Below are 21790 nucleotides of genomic sequence, written 5' to 3' on the forward strand. Positions count from 1 at the left end.
GCGTAAACCGGAGCCCTGAAATGATGCCTGAAATCTCTCTTCCTGCCAGCCCGGCGCGTCGCCGCTGGCGCTGGACCCGGCTTGCTGAGCCATGGTGGTATCTGTCACCGGGCCTGTTGCTGATCGCCCTGTTCATCTTCGTGCCGATGGCGATCGGCATTTCTTACGCTTTTCAGAGCATGAACCTGCTCAATCCGCTGGAGAGCGGCTGGGTTGGCTGGGCGAACTTTGCGCAGATGCTCGACGATCGCCGCTTCTTTCGCGCACTCGGCCATACCCTTAACTGGACGCTGAGTTCACTGCTGCTGCAGTTCTTTTTCGGCCTCGCGCTGGCGCTGCTGCTTAACCGCGAGTTTCGCTTTCGCCGCTGGGTGCAGGCGCTGGTGTTTTTACCGTGGGCGGTGCCGGCGTTTCTTTCCGGCCTGACCTGGTCCTGGCTGCTCAACCCGGTTGTAGGTCCGCTGCCACAGTGGCTCAGCGACGTGGGCATTCTCAGCGAACCTTACAATATTCTTTCCGATCCGCAACTGGCGATGTGGGGGCCGGTGATTGCTAACGTCTGGTTTGGCATCCCGTTTTTTGCCATCACTCTACTGGCGGCACTACAATCGATTCCCAAAGATTTGTATGAAGCAGCAGCCATTGACGGTGCCAGCGGCTGGCAGCAGTTTCGCCGTGTCACCCTGCCGTTTCTCGCCCCGATGATCGCCATTACCGTGATGCTGCGTACCATCTGGATCGCTAACTTTGCCGATTTGATCGTGGTGATGACCGACGGCGGTCCGGCCGGTTCAACCTCGATTCTTTCCAGTTACATCTTCACCACCGCTTATCGCAAACTGGATTTTGGTTATGCCTCGGCGATGGCGGTGTGTCTGTTACTGCTGATGACCTGCTATGCGCTGGTACTGCTGCGCATCCGCCATCAGTTACTTAAGTAAGGAGTCTGCATGCGCCTGTTACCGTTGATCGGTCATCGTCTCAGCATCGCCGCCTATTTGCTGTTTGCGCTGTTTCCGTTGTACTGGATCATTAAAATTGCCGTCACGCCGGACAGGTTACTGTTCAGTCAGGGCGTGACGCTGTTACCTGGCGGTTTCACCCTGAGCCACTTTGCCAAGGTATTGACCGACAGTGATTTCCCCACGTTTTTTATTAACAGTCTCATTGTCTCCTGCAGCACTGCCGCGCTGACCACCTTGATTGCTGCGGGTGCCGGCTATGCCTTTTCCCGCTTTCAGTTTCGCGGCAAGATGGTGATGGCGGCCCTGCTGCTGTTTACCCAGATGTTTCCGCTGGTGATGATCATTGCGCCGATTTACCGGGTGATGGCCCCGCTGGGTCTGACGAATAGTCTGCTGGGGCTGATTCTGATTTACAGCGCCTTTAATGTCCCGTTCGCCACCTTCCTGATGCAATCATTTTTTGATGCCATCCCGAAAGATCTCGAAGAGTCCGCCATGCTGGAAGGCTGCACCCGCTTTCAGGCGCTGTACCGCGTGCTGATGCCGCTGACGCTGCCCGGCATGGCGGCGACGCTCGGCTTTGTTTTCACCGCCGCGTGGAGTGAGTTGCTGTTCTCACTGATGCTGATCAACAAAAACGAAGCCATGACCTTTCCGGTCGGGCTGCTCAGTTTCGTCTCCAAATTCGCTGTTTCGTGGGGCGAAATGATGGCTGCCGCCGTGCTGGCGTTAATTCCAGCCTGTCTGTTCTTCGCTTTCATTCAACGCTACCTGGTTCAGGGACTCACCGCCGGTGCGGTTAAGGGGTAAATAATGGCTGAAATTACGCTGGCGCAAATTGAAAAGCGCTATGGCAACGTTGAGGTTTTGCGCGACATCAATCTGACCATTAAAGATGGTGAGTTCGTGGTGCTGGTCGGCCCGTCCGGCTGCGGTAAATCCACCCTGCTGCGCACCATTGCCGGCCTGGAGTTGGCAACGGGCGGTAATATCCATATCGGCAGTCAGCTGATGAACGAGGTGGCGCCGAAAGACCGCGATATCTCGATGGTATTCCAGAGCTACGCGCTCTATCCGCATCTGACGGTCGCGCGCAACATGGGCTTCAGCCTTGAAATTCAGAAACGACCGCGTGCTGAGATTGAGGAGAAAGTCCGGCGAGCGGCGGAGATTCTCAGCCTGACACACCTGCTTGATCGCCGGCCAAAAGAGCTGTCGGGTGGACAACGTCAGCGCGTGGCGATGGGCCGCGCCATTGTGCGTCAGCCGCAGGTGTTTCTGTTTGATGAGCCGCTTTCCAACCTCGATGCGCAACTGCGCGGCCAGATGCGCGTGGAGATCAAAAAACTGCATCAGCAAATGAACAACACCATCGTTTATGTTACCCACGATCAGGTTGAGGCCATGACGCTGGCTGACCGCATCGTGGTGCTCAACCACGGCGTCATTCAGCAGGTGGGCACACCGCTGGAGCTGTACGACACACCGGCCAATAAATTTGTCGCCAGTTTTATCGGGTCACCGTCGATGAATTTTATCAACGGCGTGATGACCCCCAGCGGCGTGCGTATCAGCGACAGCGCTCAGTTGCCCCTGAATACGCACTGGGCAGCACAGGCCGCTGGCCGTGACGTCATTTACGGCATCCGTCCGGAAAACATCAGTCTGGCGCAGCCGGGTGAGCAGCATGCGCTGCCTCTTGAAGTGTCGCTGGTGGAGCCGACCGGCCTGTCCGAACTGATTCACGGTTCGCTGTTTGGCCACCCGCTGATGCTGTTTACCACCCAGCGTTCCGGCGCGCGCGCCGGTGATATTTTACCGGTCACGCTGGACAGCGAACGTGCGATGCTGTTCGACGCCGCATCACAGCGCCGCCTGTAATTGCACGTTTAAGGTGGTCATTTACGTTCAAAACGACCAGCGCACCCCGGCATTGTAGCGCCAGCCTTTGACGCCGTTGCCGGCAATCTCTTTGCGGTAATCCGCCTCGGCATACAGCGCCACGTTGTTGATGAGGGTCGCCGTGCCGCCGAAGCCGACGTCCCACATCTGGCCAAATTTGCCGCTGCTGAAGCTCTGGCTCAGGTCACTGTCGCTGGTGCCGACCCTGACCTGCGCCGTACCGCCCCAGCCGCGATAGTAGTTTGCGCGCAGATACGGCGTGTACTGGTTCTGACTGCTGTCCTGCCAGCTGCGCGCCACGCGTGCGCCGAGCCGGCCAATGGTTTGATCGTAATCGTTATAAGAGACGCGCGCGCCGTCAGCATCGGTAAAACTGTCCATGTTCATACGCAGCCAGCTAACCTGTGCCTGCGGTTCCAGGCGCACATCACCCGCCAGCATCAGCGGATAGCCAGACTCGACTGACGCTGTCCAGCCGTGCCCTTTGGGTTTAGCGACCGCTTTCTGCCGCGCAATGTCGGTTTCGCCACGGTAGCCGCTCCAGCTCAGCGAACCATCTACATACCAGCCACTGCTGCGCAGCCAGGTGCCATAAAGTGACAACGTATCGCTATCAAAGCTGGTGGAGCTGTACCCGTCAGCGGCATGCGGGCGAATGCGCGTGTTGCCGCGTGTATAGGCGACGCCGCCACGTACGCTATCTTCAGCGCCATCGGCGCGCAGCAAATTGCCGCCGAGTTGTACGGCGCTGTAGTTGAGGTCGAAATCATAACCCCAGGCGTCCAGCCCGCGATTGCTTCGATACTGCAAATCCGAACCGAGGTAGCGGATAAACATCTCTGCGCTGTCCGCCGGCTGCTGGCGCAGTTCGCCGAGACGCTTATGCAGATCGTCAGTGACTGCCAACGAGTAGTACGCCAGCCCGACCGGTGCGGAGATCCAGGACGGCACCTGCGGCGTGACCGCCGGACGCACCGCCTTAACCGCACTGCCCGCCTGCGGCTGGCACAGCGAGCCATCGCTGCAGATGAAGTTGTTTGCCAGACGATAGTCCCATGCGTTGCCGCCTGCGCTGCTGCCCGGTGCAAAGCTGTACAGACCATACTGCCACGGCCCGGCTGCCACATAGCCATTGCTCAGCCTGAAGCTGTCGGCGCTGGCGCTGCTGGTCACCTGCACCAGTGAGACGCCTTCGCTGGCCGCGATGACATTGTCACGATTAGTGTCCAGCAGCCCGCCGCCCTGCAGGCGGTCATCCACCCAGGTGGTACCGCTGGCGTTACCGTTAACAAGCAGCACGTCGCTGTGGGTGGCTGTCGAATTGAGTTTCAGGCGGCCCTGCGCGGAGGCCAGACTACCTTCGATGGTCAGGGTATTTGCCGCCACATTGCCACCGTTGGTCAGGTCGAGCGTGCCGGCATTATTCACTACCAGCGAATCATTGCTGGCCCCCTGCAGCCGCGCGTTGACGCCATCGCCGGCGAACAGCGTGGATCCGGCATCGATATTGATGGTGCTGTGCGCCAGTTTAATGTTGTCGCTCAGCGTCCACTGCGTATCGATGAAGTTCAGCGTGCTCCAGCCCGCGCCGAGGTTGGTGCCTTTGGTGAGGTCGTCCTGCCGGAACGAACCGCCGCGCGCAGTGAGCTGGCTGAGGTTCAGCGTGCTATCCGCGCCGCCGCTGGTGATATGGCGGGTCTGGTTCAGGCTGATAGCCTGCACTGTCGCCTGATTCGCACTGCCGTCACCCATACTCAGGCCGCCATCCAGCGTGCCGCCCGTAACCAGCAGCGTATCGCTGCCGTTGCCGGTGTTCACTTCGCCCGTGACTTTGCCCGCCAGCAGTGCCACCACATCACGGGTCGCGCCGCCTGCCACTACCACCTGATCGGCGTACGGCGCATCCAGCGTGCCCTGGTTGATAAACACCGTCTCGCCGCCGCGCAAATCAATGAGCGGTGCGACGCGGCTTTGTGAGCGGATGGTGCCCTGGTTGATCACCTGGCTGGCGCTGCGGGTGACAATCGCCGAACCGCCATCAGCATCGCGGATATCAATCAGGCCCTGAGCAATCACCCGTCCACGGGTGTTGGCACGCACGCCGGTGCCGCTGCCGTTGACTTCAATGCGGTAGTCGCGCCCAATCACTAAATCGTTGCCCGTGGTCGATCCATCTGCGTTTTCAAAACGATAGCCGGTACCGCCTGCGCCGACGTGAATCTGCGCGCTACCCGCCGGATCGAACGAGGTGGCAGAGCGAATGCCGGTGCCACCATTGGCCTCGAAGCGCACATTACTCAGCGAAATATCACTGATGCCGGCGCGATTGTTCAGCGCAGTGCCGCTGCCGTAAGCGCCGATGATGATGTCGTTGGCTTCAAAGCGCTGCGCACCACTGTCGAGCAGCAAACCATCGGCTTTGCCGTAAGCCGCCAGCGTGCTGGCCCCCTGGCCGTCGCCGTAAATTTTCATCGCGCCGCCGGAGCCCACGCGCAGCGCGGCGGTGCCGTCATTCACACGTAAGGTACTGTCGACCGGTACATACTGGCCATAACCGCTGCTGACATCCACACCGGTGCCGCTGGCGACCCTAACCATGCCGCGGTTGATAAAGTTACCGCCATCGTGCACCCGGGCCCCGGTACTGTTGCGGCCACGCAAATCCACTACGCCCTGCTGCTGATTAAACAGGCGCGCGTCGCCGCTGACATCAAACGCCGTGGCGTTGCGCCCGGTGCCGGTGATAAGTGAGGCGGCGTAGACCTCGGTGCCATCGCCTGTCGCCTGCGCGCCGAGGGTGTTTTTGCCGTTCAGCGCGATTAGGCTGGTAATAATCCCCTGCGCGCGATCGCTGGCGCGCAGCACGGTGGCACCCTTACCGGTGACCTGATAAACATCGGTGCTGGATACCAGCGCATCCGTCCCGCTGACTACGATGCCGGTGCTGTCCCTGCCGCTCAGCGTGACGTTGCCAAAGCCCTGGTTGTACAGCCACGCGCCGTTGCGGATTTCATACAGCGTCGAGTTACGACTGCTGACATCAACCGGGCTGCCGTTGACGATCAGGCGTGAGCCGGGATCAAAAGCCTGATAGCCGATCTGCTGCGCATCATGGAATACCACGCGGCTGTTGGCGCCCAGCGTAATACGGCCGCCGGCAAAGGCTTTCGCGCCGACCACGTTATCGCCGTACAGATTAATCGTGCCGTTCTGGTTAATCCGCCCCAGCTGGTGATACGAGACCGCACCGAAGGTGGTGGTTTGCTGGGTGCTCTGACCGCTGTAGAGATTAAGCGTGCCGCTATTGTTAATCTCCGTCAGGGTTTTGCCGTCGCCGGCGCCCGGATAGCCATCGGCGAACAGCGCCCGGCCATTACGCAAAATGTTGATATCGCCGCGGTTGTCGACCGTGGCGCCATACTGCGCGTAGATACCCGTTACGCCTTCACCCCGCAGGGAGATCGCGCCGCGATTCACCAGCCGCGCATGATTCATCACGGTAAACGGCTGCTGGTTATTGGCGCGGCCGTCTATCGCCGCCTGATTGATCAGTAAAGTGTTAGGGTCGAACTGCGTATTAGGGTTAACAACGTTACCCTGCAGCGTATAGCGATTACCGTCAGCGATGGCGACGCGGGCATCAGACCCGTTGAGGTGAATACGCGTTGCGGCATCAATGGTAGCGCGGGCGCCATCAGTAATGGTCAGCCCGCTGGCAAAGCTGGCGATGTTCAGCGTCGCGCCGTGGGTAGTAATGTCGGTGCCCGCACCGCTGCCGTACACACCGGTCGCAAACGGGCTGTTCATCGACAAAGTCAGGCCGCGCCCGTCAAAATCCGCGCCCTGCTCGACGCGAAAAATCGTGCCGTTCCACACGGAGGCGCTGTAGCGGCCGTTGGCCGGCAGATTAATGCGCGCATCCGGGCCGATACGGTAGAAACTGATCTGTCCGCTATCCAGCATGCTGTCGCTGCCGCTGGAGGTGGGAATGGCGCGGGCGCTAACGTTGACCGTTGCCTGGCCTTCAGCACGAATCCCAATGCCCGCTTTACCGCTGAGCCGGATTGGGCCGGTGATATCGGCACTGGCGTGACCGCCCGGTTCGCCAGTTACCCACACCGCCGTATTGTTGGTGCCGCCAAAGCGGTCGGCGTCACCCGCCACGTTGATCGCCCCGCTGGAGAAGGCGTGCGCCTGATTGCCCGCCGTGGCGATCACTTTCAGGCCGGTGCTGTTATAGCCATTCAGATTGAGGGTGCCGCGGTTACCCACCTGGCCGCCGCTGCCGGAATCCATCGCCAGCATGGCGATATTTTCGCGCGGTAGCGCCTGCGCCATACCGTTGACATCGATAACACCGTTATTCAGTGACACCGCATTGAGCCCGGCCTCGATGCGCATGCCAACGGCGTTCTCGACTTTTGAGCCGATAACAATACGACCATCATTGATGGCACGTGAGTCGAGCAGGCCGGAAATGGCGCTGATGCCACCGCCGAGGCTGACCGCGACATCCTGCGTGACGTCGCCCTTGTGATTTTGCGGTGTGCGGCCGAGGTAAATCGTGCCATCGTGCGCGTTGACGAAGCTGCCCTCGCCGCTGAAACTCACCGCCGCTGCTGAGGAGCCGTTCGCCACATCGTGAATGCCGATGTTAATATTGCCGTGGTTGACCGCGCTGCTACTGCCGAGGAATAAGCCGGCAGTGCCCCACGGCGCATCACCGATATGCACATTGAGCACGCCATTGTTACGGAACTCGCTGTCATAAATCGCCGACACCGCCGTGCCCGCATAGCCGAGAGAGTCTTCTGCCACGCCGCGCCCATTGGCGGCATTAAAAAAGCCACTGTTGATGACGCCATTATTGATACCGCGCGCGCCGCTGATCAGCTCCAGCGCGCCCGCTTCGGATGAGAGCGCGTTACTGGTCGCCAGTTTTCCGCCGATAATCGCCGCTGCACCGTTGCTGGCGCGCATCACGGCGCTGGCGCTGTTAGCCACTTCCAGCGTTTTGCCGCGATTGATTTTCACACTGGCTTTCGCGCCATCGGCACTCAGCACCACCTGATCGCCCAGTGCGGCAGCCACTTCATCATCGTAATTGCCGGTGCTCATGCGGTAAACCACACGACCGTCGCGCAGGCTGAACGCCAGGTTCAGCGCGGCGTTATAACTTTCCGGGCTCAGGTTGCCGCCGCTAATCTGGTCAATCAGCCAGTCGTTATAGTTACGCAATTCATTGAGATTACTGACGTAGTACGCGTTGCTGCTGCCATCCTTAAGCGTGACATCAAACAGACCGGCATACGTCACCACGCCTCCGGCATCAAATGCCAGCCGATCGCCACCGTACGGTGGCGTGGCGGCGGTAAAGCGGATGCGGTTATTACTGTCCCAGTTAATCTGGCCGTTATTACTGCTGGCAAATAACTGACTCTGTTTGGCCGCCATTGACCAGCGATTGGTGCTGGCGTTAGCGGCTGCGCCTTGCTGACCAATATTGATATTTAACCGGCCATTAGTGACTGTCGCCACGCGCGCATCAATATATTGTTTATCGTTCACATCATAATAATCTGGCACTACCGTAGCGCCATTAATTTCCGCCGGCGCAATCATTTCCGCACTGTTATAAACCTGATAGACACGATAACTGCCTGTTTCTTCATCCGGAATACCAATAGCATAATTTTGTGCACCGAGTTGCAGGCGGGGCTCGCCGATTAAATTGTCATTAATAATACGCCCAACCTTTTGTAGTTCACCCAGCGTGACGCTGCTCATGCCACTTTCTCCAGCGGTAAAGCGCGGCACGCCGCTCAGCGTCTGGGTGGAACCATTACATAAGCAATAAGCGCCAACTTTATTGTCGTTGCGCTCGGGAGTGAAAGGTTTTAATACCACCGCCGATACCGGTGTGGCAGGCAGCATTAAGCCCTGCGCAGCAAACAGGCTCAGCAACAAAGGATTTAATTTAAACACACTATTTTCCTCACCAGAGAAAAAACAAATGCCGCACAGCGAATGCGCAGTGCGGGGAAATAGCGAAGCGAAATATATTGTCGTAATAGCTTACGGCTGGAAATCCGTTGAAATGAGTATTACCGCGATCAGGTTAAAACGTCCAGTTTGACTTAAGGAATTGTGATGACGGCGATAAGCTTTAGGAATTGCGCTAACGGCTTGAGATAATTACCTGGAACTAAAAATGCAGAGAATGGCAAAAATCAGATGGCGGGAAATAATACCCGGCACGCCAGTGGCGGCCGGGCATGATGACAATTACAGTCGCGCTTCGACCGGCACCGCCACCTTTTTATCTTTCGGCTTGAGGCCAAACATGAATGAGGCGAAGCGTGAACGTTTGACGATGGCGTAACACACTGCGCTCAGCGCAATGCCGAGGGCAAAATCGATCAGGACATACAGGACTGACAGGTTATCCGGTAACCAGACATCCAGCAGCCATGAGAAAATGATCACCACCGGATAGTGCAGCAAATAAATGATCAGCGCGGAATCCACAATCGCCGTCAGAATGCGACTCTCTTTCACGTTGATGCGTTCGAAGCTAAATACCAGCCAGTAGGACAGCATCACCGACAGCACGCTGCCCAGCATCACCGGCACATATTTCATCACCCCGGTGATGTGGTTGTGCGCGACAACATAGCAGGCGGCCCACACCGCCAGCACCAGCGCGGCCACCAGCCAGCCATTCATCAGTTTACTGTTGGCGTACCGGGCAATTTTCTCGCGGTTGACGTATAACGCAAAACCGGCGGTGTAGTAGACGAGGAAGCGTGCGGTCACCGGGATGAGCTCGACAAATTCACCGCGGCCTTTCACCAGGAACTTCAGCACGAAGCAGGCGTTACCCAGAATCACCAGCGTGGCGATCAGCATTGGCAACGACATTTTGCCCAGCTGACGGGCGCTCCACTGATAAAACGCGCCGGGTACCAGCAGCGACATCACCGACAGCGACACGAGGAACCACAGGTGGTGCATCATGGTATAGCTGTTTAGCCAGCCTTCGAGGCTCAGCGGGGTGTTATTCATCTGTCCCGCGATAAAATACATCAGCGGCGGAATAAACAGATAGGCTGATATCAGCGGAATCAGGACGCGCTTACGGCGATTATCCGTAAAGAATTTCTGCCCTTTGCGCAAAATAATCAGCGCGGAGAACATGCCCGAAAGAAAGAAGAACACTTCCATCCTGAAGGTGTGCACCATGCTCAGCAGTGCCGTGAATATTTCCGAGGGATCGCGCTGCGCGACATAATACCAGCCATTCTCACCCGGTAAACTCCGTGAGGCGTGTAATAACACCCCTTCCAGAATTAGGCCGGCACGCAGCAGATCCAGGCCAATATTGCGGCTGGATAAAAAGGATTCTGTTTTCACATTGCACATCCTGAAATGAGTTGTAACGCAATCATAATGATTCAGTCAGAATGCTAACACCGGATTAATCTGTATACATTATGTTTAGAAACGTTTCGGAATTTCGCCATAGTGTAAAGAATGTCACTGTGCAATGGCTATAAAGCTTAAGCCAGAATGTTCTGATGGTAAAAGTTATCGTCAGGCAGTGCTTATTCGCAGCTAACCGCCGGACAAATAGCGAAAACCCGCTACTTTACAATAAGTTATGGATTATCCGACTCGACTCGCAGTGCGAAAATTCGCTAATCAAACCGCGTTATGTCCTGAAGCAACCATGATGTTTTAAGCCGGCGACAATGCGGGATTTTCTGGCTGAAGGGAGGCTATTAGGCAGAGATGTTTTTTACCTGATTGAATTTAAATAACTTTTATTCAGCAAGCGGCTTTTTTCTCAGAGTTGACCTAATTTTCACCCGACAACCGTGCTTTCGGATTGTTGACCCGCAATCTCCCCTGTTAAGGTAATTCGCTTACGGTAAACAACCGATTCTCCATGTAACCTTGAGTATCAAAAGGCGGAAATTTGTTATGCAACGAGCGCTATCTGGCATCGTCACTTTGCTGATTACCACAGCCTGTCTGTGCAATACCGCATTCGCCGAAAGCGGCAAGCCCGATAATAACTTTATTATTGAAGCCTATGGCGGTTCAAGCACGCGTGGCGCTATGGCGATAAAGGAAAATGGCAAATTGCGCGCAATCTATATTAAAGACAATGAGATTGCTCTGATTAACCAGTGGTTACAGGAGAAGTATGGCGATGGTATTCGCGTCGTGAATAAAGGCGCGTCCTCATCGCAGGCCATGGACCTGTTAAATGGCAAATATTTCTACAAGAATAATAAAAGCTGGCGCGAAGAGATGAAGAAATCGCCGGCAAAAATCATTTTGCTGAATTTTGCCACCAACGATGCACGCCATTTCCATTTCCGCGATATAGAAAAGGATTACCAGGTTAGCCCGGATAAATATACTCAGGTGATGACACAGCTGATTACTATTGCCCGTGAAGAGGGTAAGCAGGTGATATTACAGGAACCGCACCCGATTTGTGGTCGCGCGGAGAAATGGCACGTTGCACCTTACGTCACCAAACTGGACGCGCTGGCTAAAGCGGAGTCGGTGCCGCTGGCGCGTCAGTATCAGCGCATCCTGCAGATGAAAGACTGGCAGTCGCTGATGTCACCCGATTGTATTCACCCGTCCGAACAGCTGTACCGCATGAAAGCAGAGGAAACTTTTTCGGTGCTGGTCTCCCACTTTAATACCGAGCTGGCTGCTGCCGGGCATGGCAAAAACCCGGATGGCGAGCAGGTGGCGAAACGCTAAGCCGGTGATTGGCTGACCAATGAAAACGGCTTAACGCGATAGTGTAGCGACATATTAACGGTAGTCTTTACCACCACGCTGTGTTATCCCTCGGGTTGTCGCGGAGGGATAACAATGAATATCAGTTTACTGAGCCAGTGTCCGCGGTTGCTGGATACGGTGGCAACTATGCTTCATCAGGAGTGGTCCGGCTTTTCTCACTGGCGCGACCGGAGCGCCATTCGTCAGCGCCTGCTGATGCGCAACGCGCATCCGGCAAAAACGTTTACGCTGGTCGCGTTGAACGCAGAAAATGAAGTGCTTGCCACCGCCAGCACGATTCTTCACGAGCTTGATGACATCCATGAACGCCAGTTCTGGATGGGCGAAGTACTGACTGTCGCGGCACACCGCGGTAAAGGCGTGGCCTCTGCTCTGGTATTGCGTTTAATTGAAGAAGCTCGCCAGCGCGATATGGCAGAGTTGTGGCTGTATACGCCGGATCAGCAGGCGTTTTACCGTCGCTATGGCTGGCAGGAAATCGAGCAGCGCATCGTGTCGTCAGAACAGGTTAGCGTGATGCGAAGGGAAATCTTTTAAGGAAAAGAAACAGAGGCAATTGTGCTCCCCGATGAAGTTGTAATTCTTTGTTTTAACGATGCTTTGATTTAAAACGATTCTTGTAGGTCGTATGTTGGCTACACAAGTATTCCCTGGTCGCCATAAATGGCGACCCTACAGGTTAATTGCACGGTTTTGTAATGTGTTTTACGTCACCATAAATGGCAACCCTGGCGGTAACGGCACAGTTTTGTAACGTGTTTTAGGTCACCATAAATGGTGGCCCTGCCGGGTAACGGCACTGTTTTGTAGGGTGCGCATTGATGCGCACCGGCATTAACAGGGTGATTTTTAAACTGAACGGCATTGCACGCTTTATGGCGACACGTCTTACGCTGGCCGCCATTCCGGGCGTGGTTAACTTACCCGGGCGATTGCTGGCTCAGCTTCTGCGGTGCCGCTGCGCCGTTCCGCGCCAGCGAAGCCGGTCGGCGTCTGGCCGGTGAAGCGGGTGAAAGCGATGCTGAAGGCGCTGGCAGAGCGGTAACCCACCCGTTCAGCCACGTCGGCTACTGACATGCGGCTGCTGCGCAGCAGATTTTTCGCCAGCGCCATGCGCCACGTCAGCAGATACGCCATCGGCGCCATGCCCACTGCATCGCGAAAACGCACGAAAAACGCCGAGCGCGATAGCGCCGCGTGTTTCGCCAGCTGGGGTACCGTCCAGCCATGGGCTGGCCTGGCGTGGATGGCGCGAATCGCCCCGGCCAGCCGCTCATCGGCCAGTCCCCGCATCACGCCAGGCGATGCATTCGCCGCTGGCATTGCGCGCAGCGCCTCGATCAGCAGTAATTCCAGCAAACGTTCCAGCACGATCTGCCGTGCCGGACGCTGTGCACGGCACTCATCCCTGACCAGCTGCACCAGCGTGGTCAGGCGCGATGCGCCACGCACATGAATAAACTGTGGCAGTAACGAGACAATCAATCCCGCGTCGGGTGCGGCAAACTGGCAGTAACCAATCAGCGTCTGAACCTCGGCTGGCTGCTGCCGATCGCCAAGCCACACCTCGCCCGGCGCAAGCATCTCCGGCACAGAATCAGGCGCATCTGCGGCCGGTGGCTGCTCGCTGGTCATGCAAAATTCCCACGCAGCCGGAATCAGGACAAAATCCCCCTGCTCAAGCGCAACCGGAGGATGACCTTTCATTTCTAGCCGACTGCGCCCCTCCAGCACCACGCAGTAAAACGGCTGGCCGGTCTCACTGCGCTGCACACGCCATAGTCCATTGGCACGCGCGCGTTTGGAATAAGCCGCCCCGGGCTGTAACAGTGACACCATTTCGGCGAGCGGATCGATCATAATGGACTCCTGCAAATGAAACCAGGACTGTACGTTGTAGTGAGTCCGGTAGTGGCACTCTATAGTGAGCTCTTACCCAACGCAATGCAGGAGTGAACCATGAAAACCATTTTAATCACCGGCTGCTCTTCTGGTTTTGGTCATGCTACCGCGCTCTGGTTTCTGGAGCGCGGCTGGAAAGTCATCGCCACCATGCGCACCCCGCGCGCCGAACTGTTTCCTGAATCCGCCCATCTGCGCCTGTTGCCACTGGATGTCACCGATGCCACCAGCATCAGGCAAACGCTGGCTGAAGCAGGAGAGATTGATGTGCTGGTCAACAATGCCGGCATCGGATTATTAACCTCGCTGGAAGGCGCGCCGATGTCCTCAGTGCGGGAGGTGTTCGAAACCAACACGCTGGGCACCATCGCCATGACGCAGGCGGTCATCCCGCAGTTTCGCGCGAAAAACAGTGGCATGGTGATCAATGTGACCTCGACGGTGACGCTGAAATCCCTGCCGCTGCTGGCGGTTTATACCGGCAGCAAAGCGGCCGTCAACGCCTTTACCGAGTCGCTGGCGCTGGAACTGCAGCCCTTTAATGTTCAGGTGAAACTGGTATTACCCGGGCTGGCACCCACCACCGACTTTGGCAAAAATGCCCGGCCGCGCATGGAAAACACCTTGCTGGAGCCTTACCAGCCGATGTTTGATAGCATCATCGCCGGCATGCAGCAGCCCCAGCCAACCACTAAAGCACAGGACGTTGCCGCTGCCGTGTGGCGTGCCGCGACCGATCCCGCCGCACCGATGCGCATCCCGGCCGGAGAAGATGCCGAAGCTTCGATGAAGCAATACGGTTAGCGATCTTTACGCTGGGCCAGCGCCTGCAGTGCCGCCAGACCGTCGCGCGCCAGCCAGCTTTGCAACGGGGCAAACAACGGTTCAGGCAGCGCCTCAGGCGCGAACCAGTGCCAGCCTGCGCACTTATCCGGTTCCCGCAGCTGCGGCTCGCCGCTGGCGTCCGACGCCACCATCAGCAGCGTAATATAGTGGCGGTTGACCGCCGGAAACACATCGCTGACGAAGGCACCGTTGTGTACGCTGTGCAGCTGTAAACCGGTCTCCTCCAGCACTTCCCGCCGCGCACAGGCTTCCGGGGATTCACCAAACTCCAGATGGCCGCCCGGCGCCGACCAGTCACCGGCACCGTGGCTGCCTTTACGCTGGCCGAGCAACAGCTTGCCATCGCGGAAAATTAATACGCCAACACCGACCTGCGGGGACATCATTGCTCCTGATTTATCGATCCTCTCACTCTGCACGGTTTATAAAACAGCGTATTCCGTCTGACAATGGTTTCCTGCCGTTATCGCTGGGGTTTGAGTCGCAGCGCCATCAGCATCAGTAGCAGCACGCCCGCCGCCATGATCTGCCACGCGCTGTCGAGTGATGCCGCGCGATCGCGCACAATGCCGGCTATCAGCGGCATCAGCGCGGCCAGCATATAGCCCCCGCCCTGCACAAACGACAGCAGCGCAGTGGCTTCTTCTGGCGTGCGGGTATGATCAAGCGTGACGATCAGCGATAGCGGAAACAGCGCACCGATCCCCAATCCCAGCAGCAGCGTCGGCAACCAGGCGCGTTCGCCGCCCAGCCACAGCAGTGCGATTAGCCCCAGCAGAATGGAAGCCAGCACCAGCAGCAGCGGCCAGCGGCGATCGCGGCAGCGATGAATCAGCGCGGAGAGCATAAATCCGGCGGCGACTTCGGTCAGGGTTAATGCGCCCAGCACGTAGCCGCTCTGCGCCGGCAGCCAGCCGTGTTGCATGTAAAATGGCGGCAGCCACGCCAGCACCAGCGTGTAAGCACCGGTGCCGATGCCAAAAAACAGCATCAACAGCCAGGCACGCGGCGTGCGGTGTACGCCGCCAGCCGGTGGCGTGTTTACTCTTGTGGTCACAGGTTGCAGGCGCAGCCACAGAATCAATGCGATCAGCGCCGGTAGCGACGGCAGCATCAGGGCGATCGTCAGTCCGGCATGGCTGGCGAGCGGCGCGGCGCTGGCTGCGGCCACTGCAGCTCCGGCCATAATACCGGTGGTGAACAGTGCCATTAACGTACCGGCACGCGAGGCGAAGTGACGTTTGATGAGCGCGGGCATCAGCGCCTGGATCAGCCCGATGCCGCAGCCGGCCAGCAGCGCGCTGGCGGTTAGCATGGTGGCACTGTGATCAACGCCACGCGCGCCACCCGCGAGCACCAGCACTATCAGGCCAGCGGTAATGCCGCGCGCTTCACCCAGCCTGCGCAGCAGCGCCCCGGCCAGCGCCGCCAGCCCCATCATAATGACCGGCAGCGTCGTCAGCAGGCTCAGCTGTGTGGCACTGAGCCCTGCATCGTGTTGCAGTTGCGGGAACAGCGGTCCGATGGCCGCCATCACCGGACGCAAATTCAACGCCACCACAAAAACCAGTAAAGCAAACATGCCAATAGCAGGTAAGGTACGATTCACATTCTGTCTCCATACGCCAAAGTATATTAACGTTAAGATACTTTGCGGAAGAACGATAGCGGGTGCGCACAAAGCGACACATTGCCCGCCGTGAACTGATGAGAGTTAACATGACTGACCACGTAGATTTTGTCGTTGCGCAATGGGCCAGCGCCATGCCGGAGCTGGACGCCTCTTCCATGGCGATTTTTGGCCGCATGCTGCGCCTGATGAAGCATCTGGCGAAAAAGCGCGCTGAGGCGCTGGCGCCCTTTGGTTTTCGCGACGGCGAATTTGATGTGCTGGCGACGCTGCGGCGTGCCGGCGCACCTTACCGCCTGTCGCCCACGCAGCTCTACAAATCGCTGCTGGTCACTTCCGGTGCCATGACCAACCGGCTTAACAGGCTGGAAGAAGAGGGATTGATTGCGCGTGTTGCCGATGCCGATGACAAGCGCAGCACGCTGGTGATGCTGACGCCGGCCGGGCTGGCGAAGATTGAGCAGGCGCTGCAGGTGCATACGCAAACGCAGAATACGCTGCTGGCCACGCTGGACGATCGGCAGCAGGAGCAGCTTGCCGCCCTGCTGCGTCAGCTGTTGCAGACAGCCGAACAGTAAGCCGGACGGGATGTGGCAAAAAATGAATTAATTCAGCGCGTTTTTCGCTATGTTAAGCATCCCACACCGCTTATTTTCGGACTGGCTATGCGTAACAAATATGCCCCTGCGCAAATCTTTATTCACTGGCTGACGCTGGTACTGGTGGCCACCGCTTACTGCACCATGGAGTTTCGCGGCTTATTCACGCGCGGATCCTGGCAAGGCTACACCATGATCGTCGGACATTTCAGCGCCGGCAGTTGTGTGCTGTTGCTGATGCTGTCACGCATTGTGCTGCGTTTTCGCCATCGCAGCCCGAAAATCGAACCCCAGCCGCCACACTGGCAAACCGGACTGGCGCATCTGATGCATCTGGCGATCTATCTGTTCTTTATCGTGCTGCCGATTCTCGGCATTCTTTCGCGCTTCTACATGGGCCGTAACTGGTGGATTTTTGCGATTCCGATGCCGGTCAGCGCCAGCCCGGATCCGGATTTTGCCGATATGCTGAGCGACTGGCACGAAACCCTCGCGCCATACGGCTACTGGCTGATTGGTCTGCACGCGGCGGCCGCGCTGGTGCATCATTATCTGATTAAAGACAATACGTTGCTGCGCATGATGCCGTCACGGCGAAACGGATGAAAGGAATAAGACGGTCGCCTGACGTGGCGACCGTCCTGATTTACGCAGCGTGCCGGCGATCGGTCACCGACCTCAGCTGAGGTGAAAACGTCCCACGGTATGCGCCAACTGTGCCGCCTGGTCTTCCAGCGAACTGGCGGCGGCTGACATCTGCTGGACCAGCGCGGCGTTCTGCTGGGTGGTGCCATCCATCTCGTTCACCGCGATCGTTACCTGGCTGATGCCGCGCGCCTGCTCGTCTGACGCGGTAACAATCTCGCCGATAATAGTGCGCACCGAGTTTACCGCCTGCGTCATCTCCTGCATGGTTTTACCGGCATCCTGCACCAGCTGCACACCGCTGCCGACGCGCTGCCCGGACTCTTCAATCAGCGCAGCGATGTCCTTCACCGCATTGGCGCTGCGCTGTGCCAGATTACGCACTTCCGACGCCACCACGGCAAAACCGCGTCCCTGTTCGCCGGCGCGCGCCGCTTCAACCGCGGCGTTGAGCGCCAGAATGTTGGTCTGGAAGGCGATGCTGTTGATAATGGCGGTGATGTCGCCGATTTTCTTCGCGCTGTCGTCGATTTGCGCCATGGTCTGCACCACCTGGCCCACCAGTGACTCACCGCGGCTGGCGATGTGCGTGGCGTTATCGGTCAGCGTCGTCGCCTGATGCGCGTTAGCAGCGTTGTGTTTCACCGTCGCGGTAATCTGCTCCATGCTGGCGGCAGTTTGTTCCAGCGCGGCCGCCTGCTCTTCGGTACGTGACGCGAGGTTGAGGTTGCCGCTGGCGATTTCACCCGCGCCCTGGCGCACCGACGCGCTGGCATCCTGAATCTGCCCGACAATCTCGCGCAGCTGGTTTTGCATGGTGTGCAAGGCGAAGAACAGACTGCTGCTGTCGCGCGCTTTCAGCGGGATGGCGTTATCCAGTTTGCCATCGGCCACCGCCAGCGCAATGGTGGCTGCGGTCAGTGGCTCACCGCCAATCGGCTTCAGCACTTTGCGACTAAATACCAGCCCAAGCAGTGCGCACACCACCAGGATACTGATCACCATTAAAATCACCGCGTTAATCAGCTGACGGTGCGCCGCTTCCATCACTTTGCTCACCGGAGCCACCACGCCGAGATACCATTTCTGATCGCTGTTACCGATCACCACCGGCCGCCAGGCTACCAGCGCATCCTCGCCCAGAATAGCGTCGTGCTGTTCGGTGACCGTGCTGCTGAAATTATGTGTGTCGCCCTTCCAGGCTTTGCTGGTCTGGCTTTTGTCCGGATAAGACACCACATTACCCGCGCTTGAGAGCAGCATGGCGTAACCGCTGCCTTCCCACGGTTTGATGCTGTTCACTTTTTCCTGCAGTGACGCCAGTGAGATATCGGACGTCACCACGCCCCACAGTTTGCCCTGGCTGATAATTGGCGCGGCCACCGAGGTCAGCAGCGTTGGCACACCGTTATAGGCATAGCTATAAGGTTCGATCAGCGTATCTTTCTGGCTTTTCTGCGGCAGCAGATAGTAATCGCCCTGGCCCGGCGTAAAGATTGAGGTCAGCGGATGCAGGGCAAAATTGCCGCCCTGGTCGCGATCGACGAAATAGGCGTAACGCCCTTTAGGTGCCGCGCCAGCCTGAGAGGCAAACTCAGCATCGCGTCCGTCAAACGCGTTTTCTTCGAAGATGACCGAAATAGAGAGATAGTCCGGATTATCACGCAGTGCAGAGACCAGCAGCTTATCGGCCACTTTACGGTCCTGCACGCCGGCAGCCGGCAGGGCAATCAGACTGTGGCCAAGGTTATGTGCGACATCGCGTGCGTAACTCAGCTCCTGCTGGATTTGCAGCGCCTGACTCTGCGCAATCTGCTGTAAGTAACTTTCCGCCAGCGATTTTTGCTCATTGCTGGACTGCCAGCTGAGCACGCCGATAGTCACGGCGAAGCCGAGGGTGATGGTTAAGGCGCCCGTCAGCAGCATTTGTGTGCGGGTGCTCATTTTTTTCTTATTAGATACGGTTGTGGCCATGTCGGCGCTCCTGGTGTTGACACTTTATTACTGAAAAAGAATCACGCCCTGTGCACCTGCATCCCTGTAATCACTCTATCGGCGCACAATCCGGGAACTTGATGGCCTGGCAGGTCCGATCAGAAAACCATCAACCGCTGTTGTGGCGTCGGGTCGCCATTAAAAACGCTAAGACGATGCAGTAAAAAAGAGGGAATTTGATCTGGCGCAAGATCGCCACTTCGTTGTGCTGTCAGGTTATTGCGTACGGGCGCAACGCGCCGCATAACAAGAGGAATGCAACATGGCAGGTAAATTGAGTCTGGCAGGGTTAATGGTGATCTGGCTGGTGTATGTGGCGTGGATGGTCAGTTACTACTCAGGCACCTTCTCTCTTTTCACGCACTGATCGTTAGCACGGTTCCCAGGCCAGCGCAGAGGCTGGCCCGGATTCAGCAGCAGTGCAAAGCGAACGCGCTGTTCCTCAGGCGGCTTTGACCGCACGCACCTTCTTCTCTTTTTCCGGCGCAGCCGTATCGCTGTCTTCAGCAGCGGTTTCGCCGCTGTCTTTCACCGCGTCCGGCAGTTTGCTGGTGCGCAGAATGTGTTGCACCGCGTCTTTCTGTTCGGCCAGCAGCATACCCAACGCTTCGGCCTGGGCCTCATCCATCGCTGGCTGATGTTGCTGCAGCCAGTCGGTGAACGCGTCGGCCATATCGAGCATCTTGTCCCATGCATCTGCGTCTTTTTTATTGGCAAACGTCATCTTCTCTTCACCCTTTCTGACCACAACATATTTGGTTTCGACTGCCATGATGCACCTCATTTACTGTGTTTATATACAGTATATTTCATTCAGCTTTTTTAGCCAACGATTTTCTGCTTGCCGTTTAAGCCAGCAGCTCTTCAAGGAAGGTTGCCAGCGCTTTGCGCGGATCGTCCTCTTCAGACACGATCATCTCAATGCCCCACTGCCCCAGTACCTCTTTCGCCACCGGATTATTGCGGTTGGTGAACAGGTAGGATTTAGGCCGTGCGGTCGCCAGCCCGGTGCGGCCCCACATTTTGGTCAGGCGATAAAACAGCAGGCGGATATTGAAATCGCTGATGCTATAGCCAACAAACAGCACGGAGTTACCCATGACATCATGGGTCAGTTTGATATCCAGCGGCGAGTCAAAATAGAGCCGCTCAAAGTAGCTGCTCTCATCCAGCACGATGGAGGTATCATCGTCAAAATCGCCATGAAGTTTAATAATATGGCGCTTATCTTCGGTCAGCGACACCAGATCGGCGGCGTTAGCGACCTTGCTGTACGGCACATTGTGCGCTTCATGCGCCATCTCCAGCCAGCGGTCGTAATTGGTGGTATAGATGCGCGAGAAATTGCCCTGGGTGATCATGGTGTGGATTTCAGAGCTGCGCACGTCGATGTCCGGACGGTGCCACTCGCGATCCATCCAGCTGCGCAGCGGGCCGAGCGAGCCTTTGCGCTGTTTGTAATACTCCGCCAGCGACAAATGGGTGCCGTAGGTATTGAAGATTTTCGGATCGTAGCCCAGCTCATTAGCCAGATGTGCAATCAGCTCGTGCCACTCCGGCAGTCCGAGATTGCGTGAGATGCCCGCACCGGCGAACAGAATCAGTTTGCCGGCATCGTAAGCGCGTTTGAGTTCCGGTTTCATGCCAGTCCCCGCGAAGTTTTCAGAAAGGTGGCAAAGCGATCCAGCGCCAGGCGGCGCATTGAGATTTCGTTTTTCAGTTCGCCCATTTCAGCGAATGTCTGGGTGTGCCCTTCCGGGATAAAGACGCAGTCCCACTGAAATTCGCGTGGCCCCGCCGGCTCCCGGGCAATGGTGCCGCGCAGCTGGCCTTCAAACTGGTACATTTTGCGCCCGTCACAGTAGCCGAGGACGGTTTTGGCGGTCACGCCCGGGCTGTCCAGGCCGTTCACCAGTTTGGTAAAGCGTTCCGCGTTCAGCCGGCTCCAGAAAATGCGCGTCAGACCGGCGGGCAGGCCATTGAGCCCATCCAGATATAGGCCGGTATGCTCGACAAACAGCGGGCGGCCAATGATTGAAAAGGCTTTAGTCAATTTGTCACGAACCAGCTCCACCTCATTTTCGGTCTGAATCTCTTCAATACGGCGCGCAATGGGCACCACTTCGACACCCACCGGCTCAAGGATGGTACGCACCTCGGCCAGCTTGAGTTCATTAGCAGATAAGAAACGAATTTTCATTGCAATCAGTATGTTGAAAGTGGGTTAGTCCAACCTGGTGACGCGTATCCGGCTGCGGTTCCGGCTGTTATTGTCCGGCACGCTGTCGCCGCGCCGCGTGGTCATTCTACTCTGCGGCGACCTCACTGGCGAGGAACAATCGGGCCGCGCTGCGCGCGCCTTCGCCGGTATAGCGCATCGCTTATCGCTGGCGGCGTTAAATATTGCACCTGAATGCGTTAATAGCGCTATTTGACGCCGCTTATGTCAAATATAAAAATCCGCGCTTAACGCGCAAATA

Annotated in this window: 17 protein-coding genes; 8 read left to right on the top strand and 9 right to left on the bottom strand. The window is 57.3% G+C overall.

What is annotated here, in order from left to right; translation table 11 throughout:
- The first annotated feature begins 20 nt into the window (after positions 1–20).
- The 3 genes from AC6I8P_RS21405 to AC6I8P_RS21415 are packed head-to-tail and all read left to right on the top strand — an operon-like array spanning position 21 to position 2846.
- Positions 21–941, top strand: a complete 921-nt coding sequence (locus tag AC6I8P_RS21405) for a carbohydrate ABC transporter permease (RefSeq protein WP_058759118.1) — start codon at positions 21–23, stop codon at positions 939–941.
- Positions 942–950: 9 nt separating this feature from the next.
- Complete coding sequence (locus tag AC6I8P_RS21410; protein ID WP_481658206.1) at positions 951–1775, top strand: carbohydrate ABC transporter permease; 825 nt, start codon at positions 951–953, stop codon at positions 1773–1775.
- Between the two features lie 3 nt (positions 1776–1778).
- A complete protein-coding gene (locus AC6I8P_RS21415; protein WP_088517298.1) occupies positions 1779–2846 on the top strand; it encodes an ABC transporter ATP-binding protein in 1068 nt (355 codons plus the stop codon).
- Positions 2847–2873: 27 nt separating this feature from the next.
- Here the strand turns inward: AC6I8P_RS21415 and AC6I8P_RS21420 are convergent, their stop codons facing one another.
- Together AC6I8P_RS21420 and AC6I8P_RS21425 are read right to left on the bottom strand one after the other, a co-directional pair.
- Positions 2874–8852 carry an autotransporter outer membrane beta-barrel domain-containing protein gene (locus AC6I8P_RS21420; RefSeq protein WP_498031194.1) on the bottom strand — a complete coding sequence of 1993 codons (5979 nt, stop codon included), beginning with the start codon at positions 8850–8852 and terminating at the stop codon, positions 2874–2876.
- A gap of 300 nt (positions 8853–9152) precedes the next feature.
- Entirely contained in the window at positions 9153–10280 is a 1128-nt protein-coding gene (locus tag AC6I8P_RS21425; RefSeq protein ID WP_058759114.1) for an acyltransferase family protein, read from the bottom strand.
- A 570-nt stretch (positions 10281–10850) separates the two neighbouring features.
- On the opposite strand from AC6I8P_RS21425, the gene AC6I8P_RS21430 reads away from it, so the two are divergent.
- Positions 10851–11651 carry an SGNH/GDSL hydrolase family protein gene (locus tag AC6I8P_RS21430; protein ID WP_072208996.1) on the top strand — a complete coding sequence of 267 codons (801 nt, stop codon included), beginning with the start codon at positions 10851–10853 and terminating at the stop codon, positions 11649–11651.
- A gap of 114 nt (positions 11652–11765) precedes the next feature.
- The gene (locus AC6I8P_RS21435; RefSeq protein ID WP_481658209.1) at positions 11766–12230 is read left to right on the top strand and encodes a GNAT family N-acetyltransferase; all 465 of its coding nucleotides are present in this window, start codon (positions 11766–11768) and stop codon (positions 12228–12230) included.
- A 378-nt stretch (positions 12231–12608) separates the two neighbouring features.
- Here AC6I8P_RS21435 and AC6I8P_RS21440 read toward each other — a convergent pair whose 3' ends face one another.
- Complete coding sequence (locus tag AC6I8P_RS21440; protein WP_125311775.1) at positions 12609–13553, bottom strand: AraC family transcriptional regulator; 945 nt, start codon at positions 13551–13553, stop codon at positions 12609–12611.
- Positions 13554–13652: 99 nt separating this feature from the next.
- On the opposite strand from AC6I8P_RS21440, the gene AC6I8P_RS21445 reads away from it, so the two are divergent.
- Positions 13653–14399 carry an SDR family oxidoreductase gene (locus AC6I8P_RS21445; RefSeq protein ID WP_125311773.1) on the top strand — a complete coding sequence of 249 codons (747 nt, stop codon included), beginning with the start codon at positions 13653–13655 and terminating at the stop codon, positions 14397–14399.
- Here the strand turns inward: AC6I8P_RS21445 and AC6I8P_RS21450 are convergent.
- Both AC6I8P_RS21450 and AC6I8P_RS21455 read right to left on the bottom strand, forming a co-directional pair.
- Entirely contained in the window at positions 14396–14824 is a 429-nt protein-coding gene (locus tag AC6I8P_RS21450; RefSeq protein WP_185749314.1) for a nucleotide triphosphate diphosphatase NUDT15, read from the bottom strand. The two genes, AC6I8P_RS21445 and AC6I8P_RS21450, sit on opposite strands and share 4 nt — an antisense overlap.
- Before the next feature lie 80 nt (positions 14825–14904).
- Entirely contained in the window at positions 14905–16050 is a 1146-nt protein-coding gene (locus AC6I8P_RS21455; RefSeq protein ID WP_125311772.1) for an MFS transporter, read from the bottom strand.
- A 110-nt stretch (positions 16051–16160) separates the two neighbouring features.
- On the opposite strand from AC6I8P_RS21455, the gene AC6I8P_RS21460 reads away from it, so the two are divergent.
- Positions 16161–16649, top strand: coding sequence for a MarR family winged helix-turn-helix transcriptional regulator (locus tag AC6I8P_RS21460; RefSeq protein WP_125311770.1), 489 nt, complete (start codon positions 16161–16163; stop codon positions 16647–16649).
- 87 nt (positions 16650–16736) lie between these two features.
- Positions 16737–17276, top strand: a complete 540-nt coding sequence (cybB, locus tag AC6I8P_RS21465; protein WP_031280003.1) for a cytochrome b561 — start codon at positions 16737–16739, stop codon at positions 17274–17276.
- Positions 17277–17348: 72 nt separating this feature from the next.
- Here the strand turns inward: cybB and AC6I8P_RS21470 are convergent, their stop codons facing one another.
- The 4 genes from AC6I8P_RS21470 to AC6I8P_RS21485 all read right to left on the bottom strand — a co-directional run bounded on the left by AC6I8P_RS21470 (position 17349) and on the right by AC6I8P_RS21485 (position 21510).
- Positions 17349–19289 carry a methyl-accepting chemotaxis protein gene (locus AC6I8P_RS21470; protein ID WP_021509066.1) on the bottom strand — a complete coding sequence of 647 codons (1941 nt, stop codon included), beginning with the start codon at positions 19287–19289 and terminating at the stop codon, positions 17349–17351.
- 463 nt (positions 19290–19752) lie between these two features.
- On the bottom strand, positions 19753–20082 hold the full coding sequence (locus tag AC6I8P_RS21475) for a YebG family protein (RefSeq protein ID WP_498031195.1): 330 nt from the start codon (positions 20080–20082) through the stop codon (positions 19753–19755).
- A gap of 76 nt (positions 20083–20158) precedes the next feature.
- Positions 20159–20953 carry an SIR2 family protein gene (locus AC6I8P_RS21480; protein WP_010618046.1) on the bottom strand — a complete coding sequence of 265 codons (795 nt, stop codon included), beginning with the start codon at positions 20951–20953 and terminating at the stop codon, positions 20159–20161.
- Positions 20950–21510, bottom strand: a complete 561-nt coding sequence (locus tag AC6I8P_RS21485) for a non-canonical purine NTP pyrophosphatase (RefSeq protein ID WP_010618047.1) — start codon at positions 21508–21510, stop codon at positions 20950–20952. The genes AC6I8P_RS21480 and AC6I8P_RS21485 overlap by 4 nt, the downstream gene beginning before the upstream one ends.
- Positions 21511–21790: the final 280 nt, after the last annotated feature.

This window comes from gamma proteobacterium symbiont of Lampromicra miyakona (genome assembly GCF_059730895.1).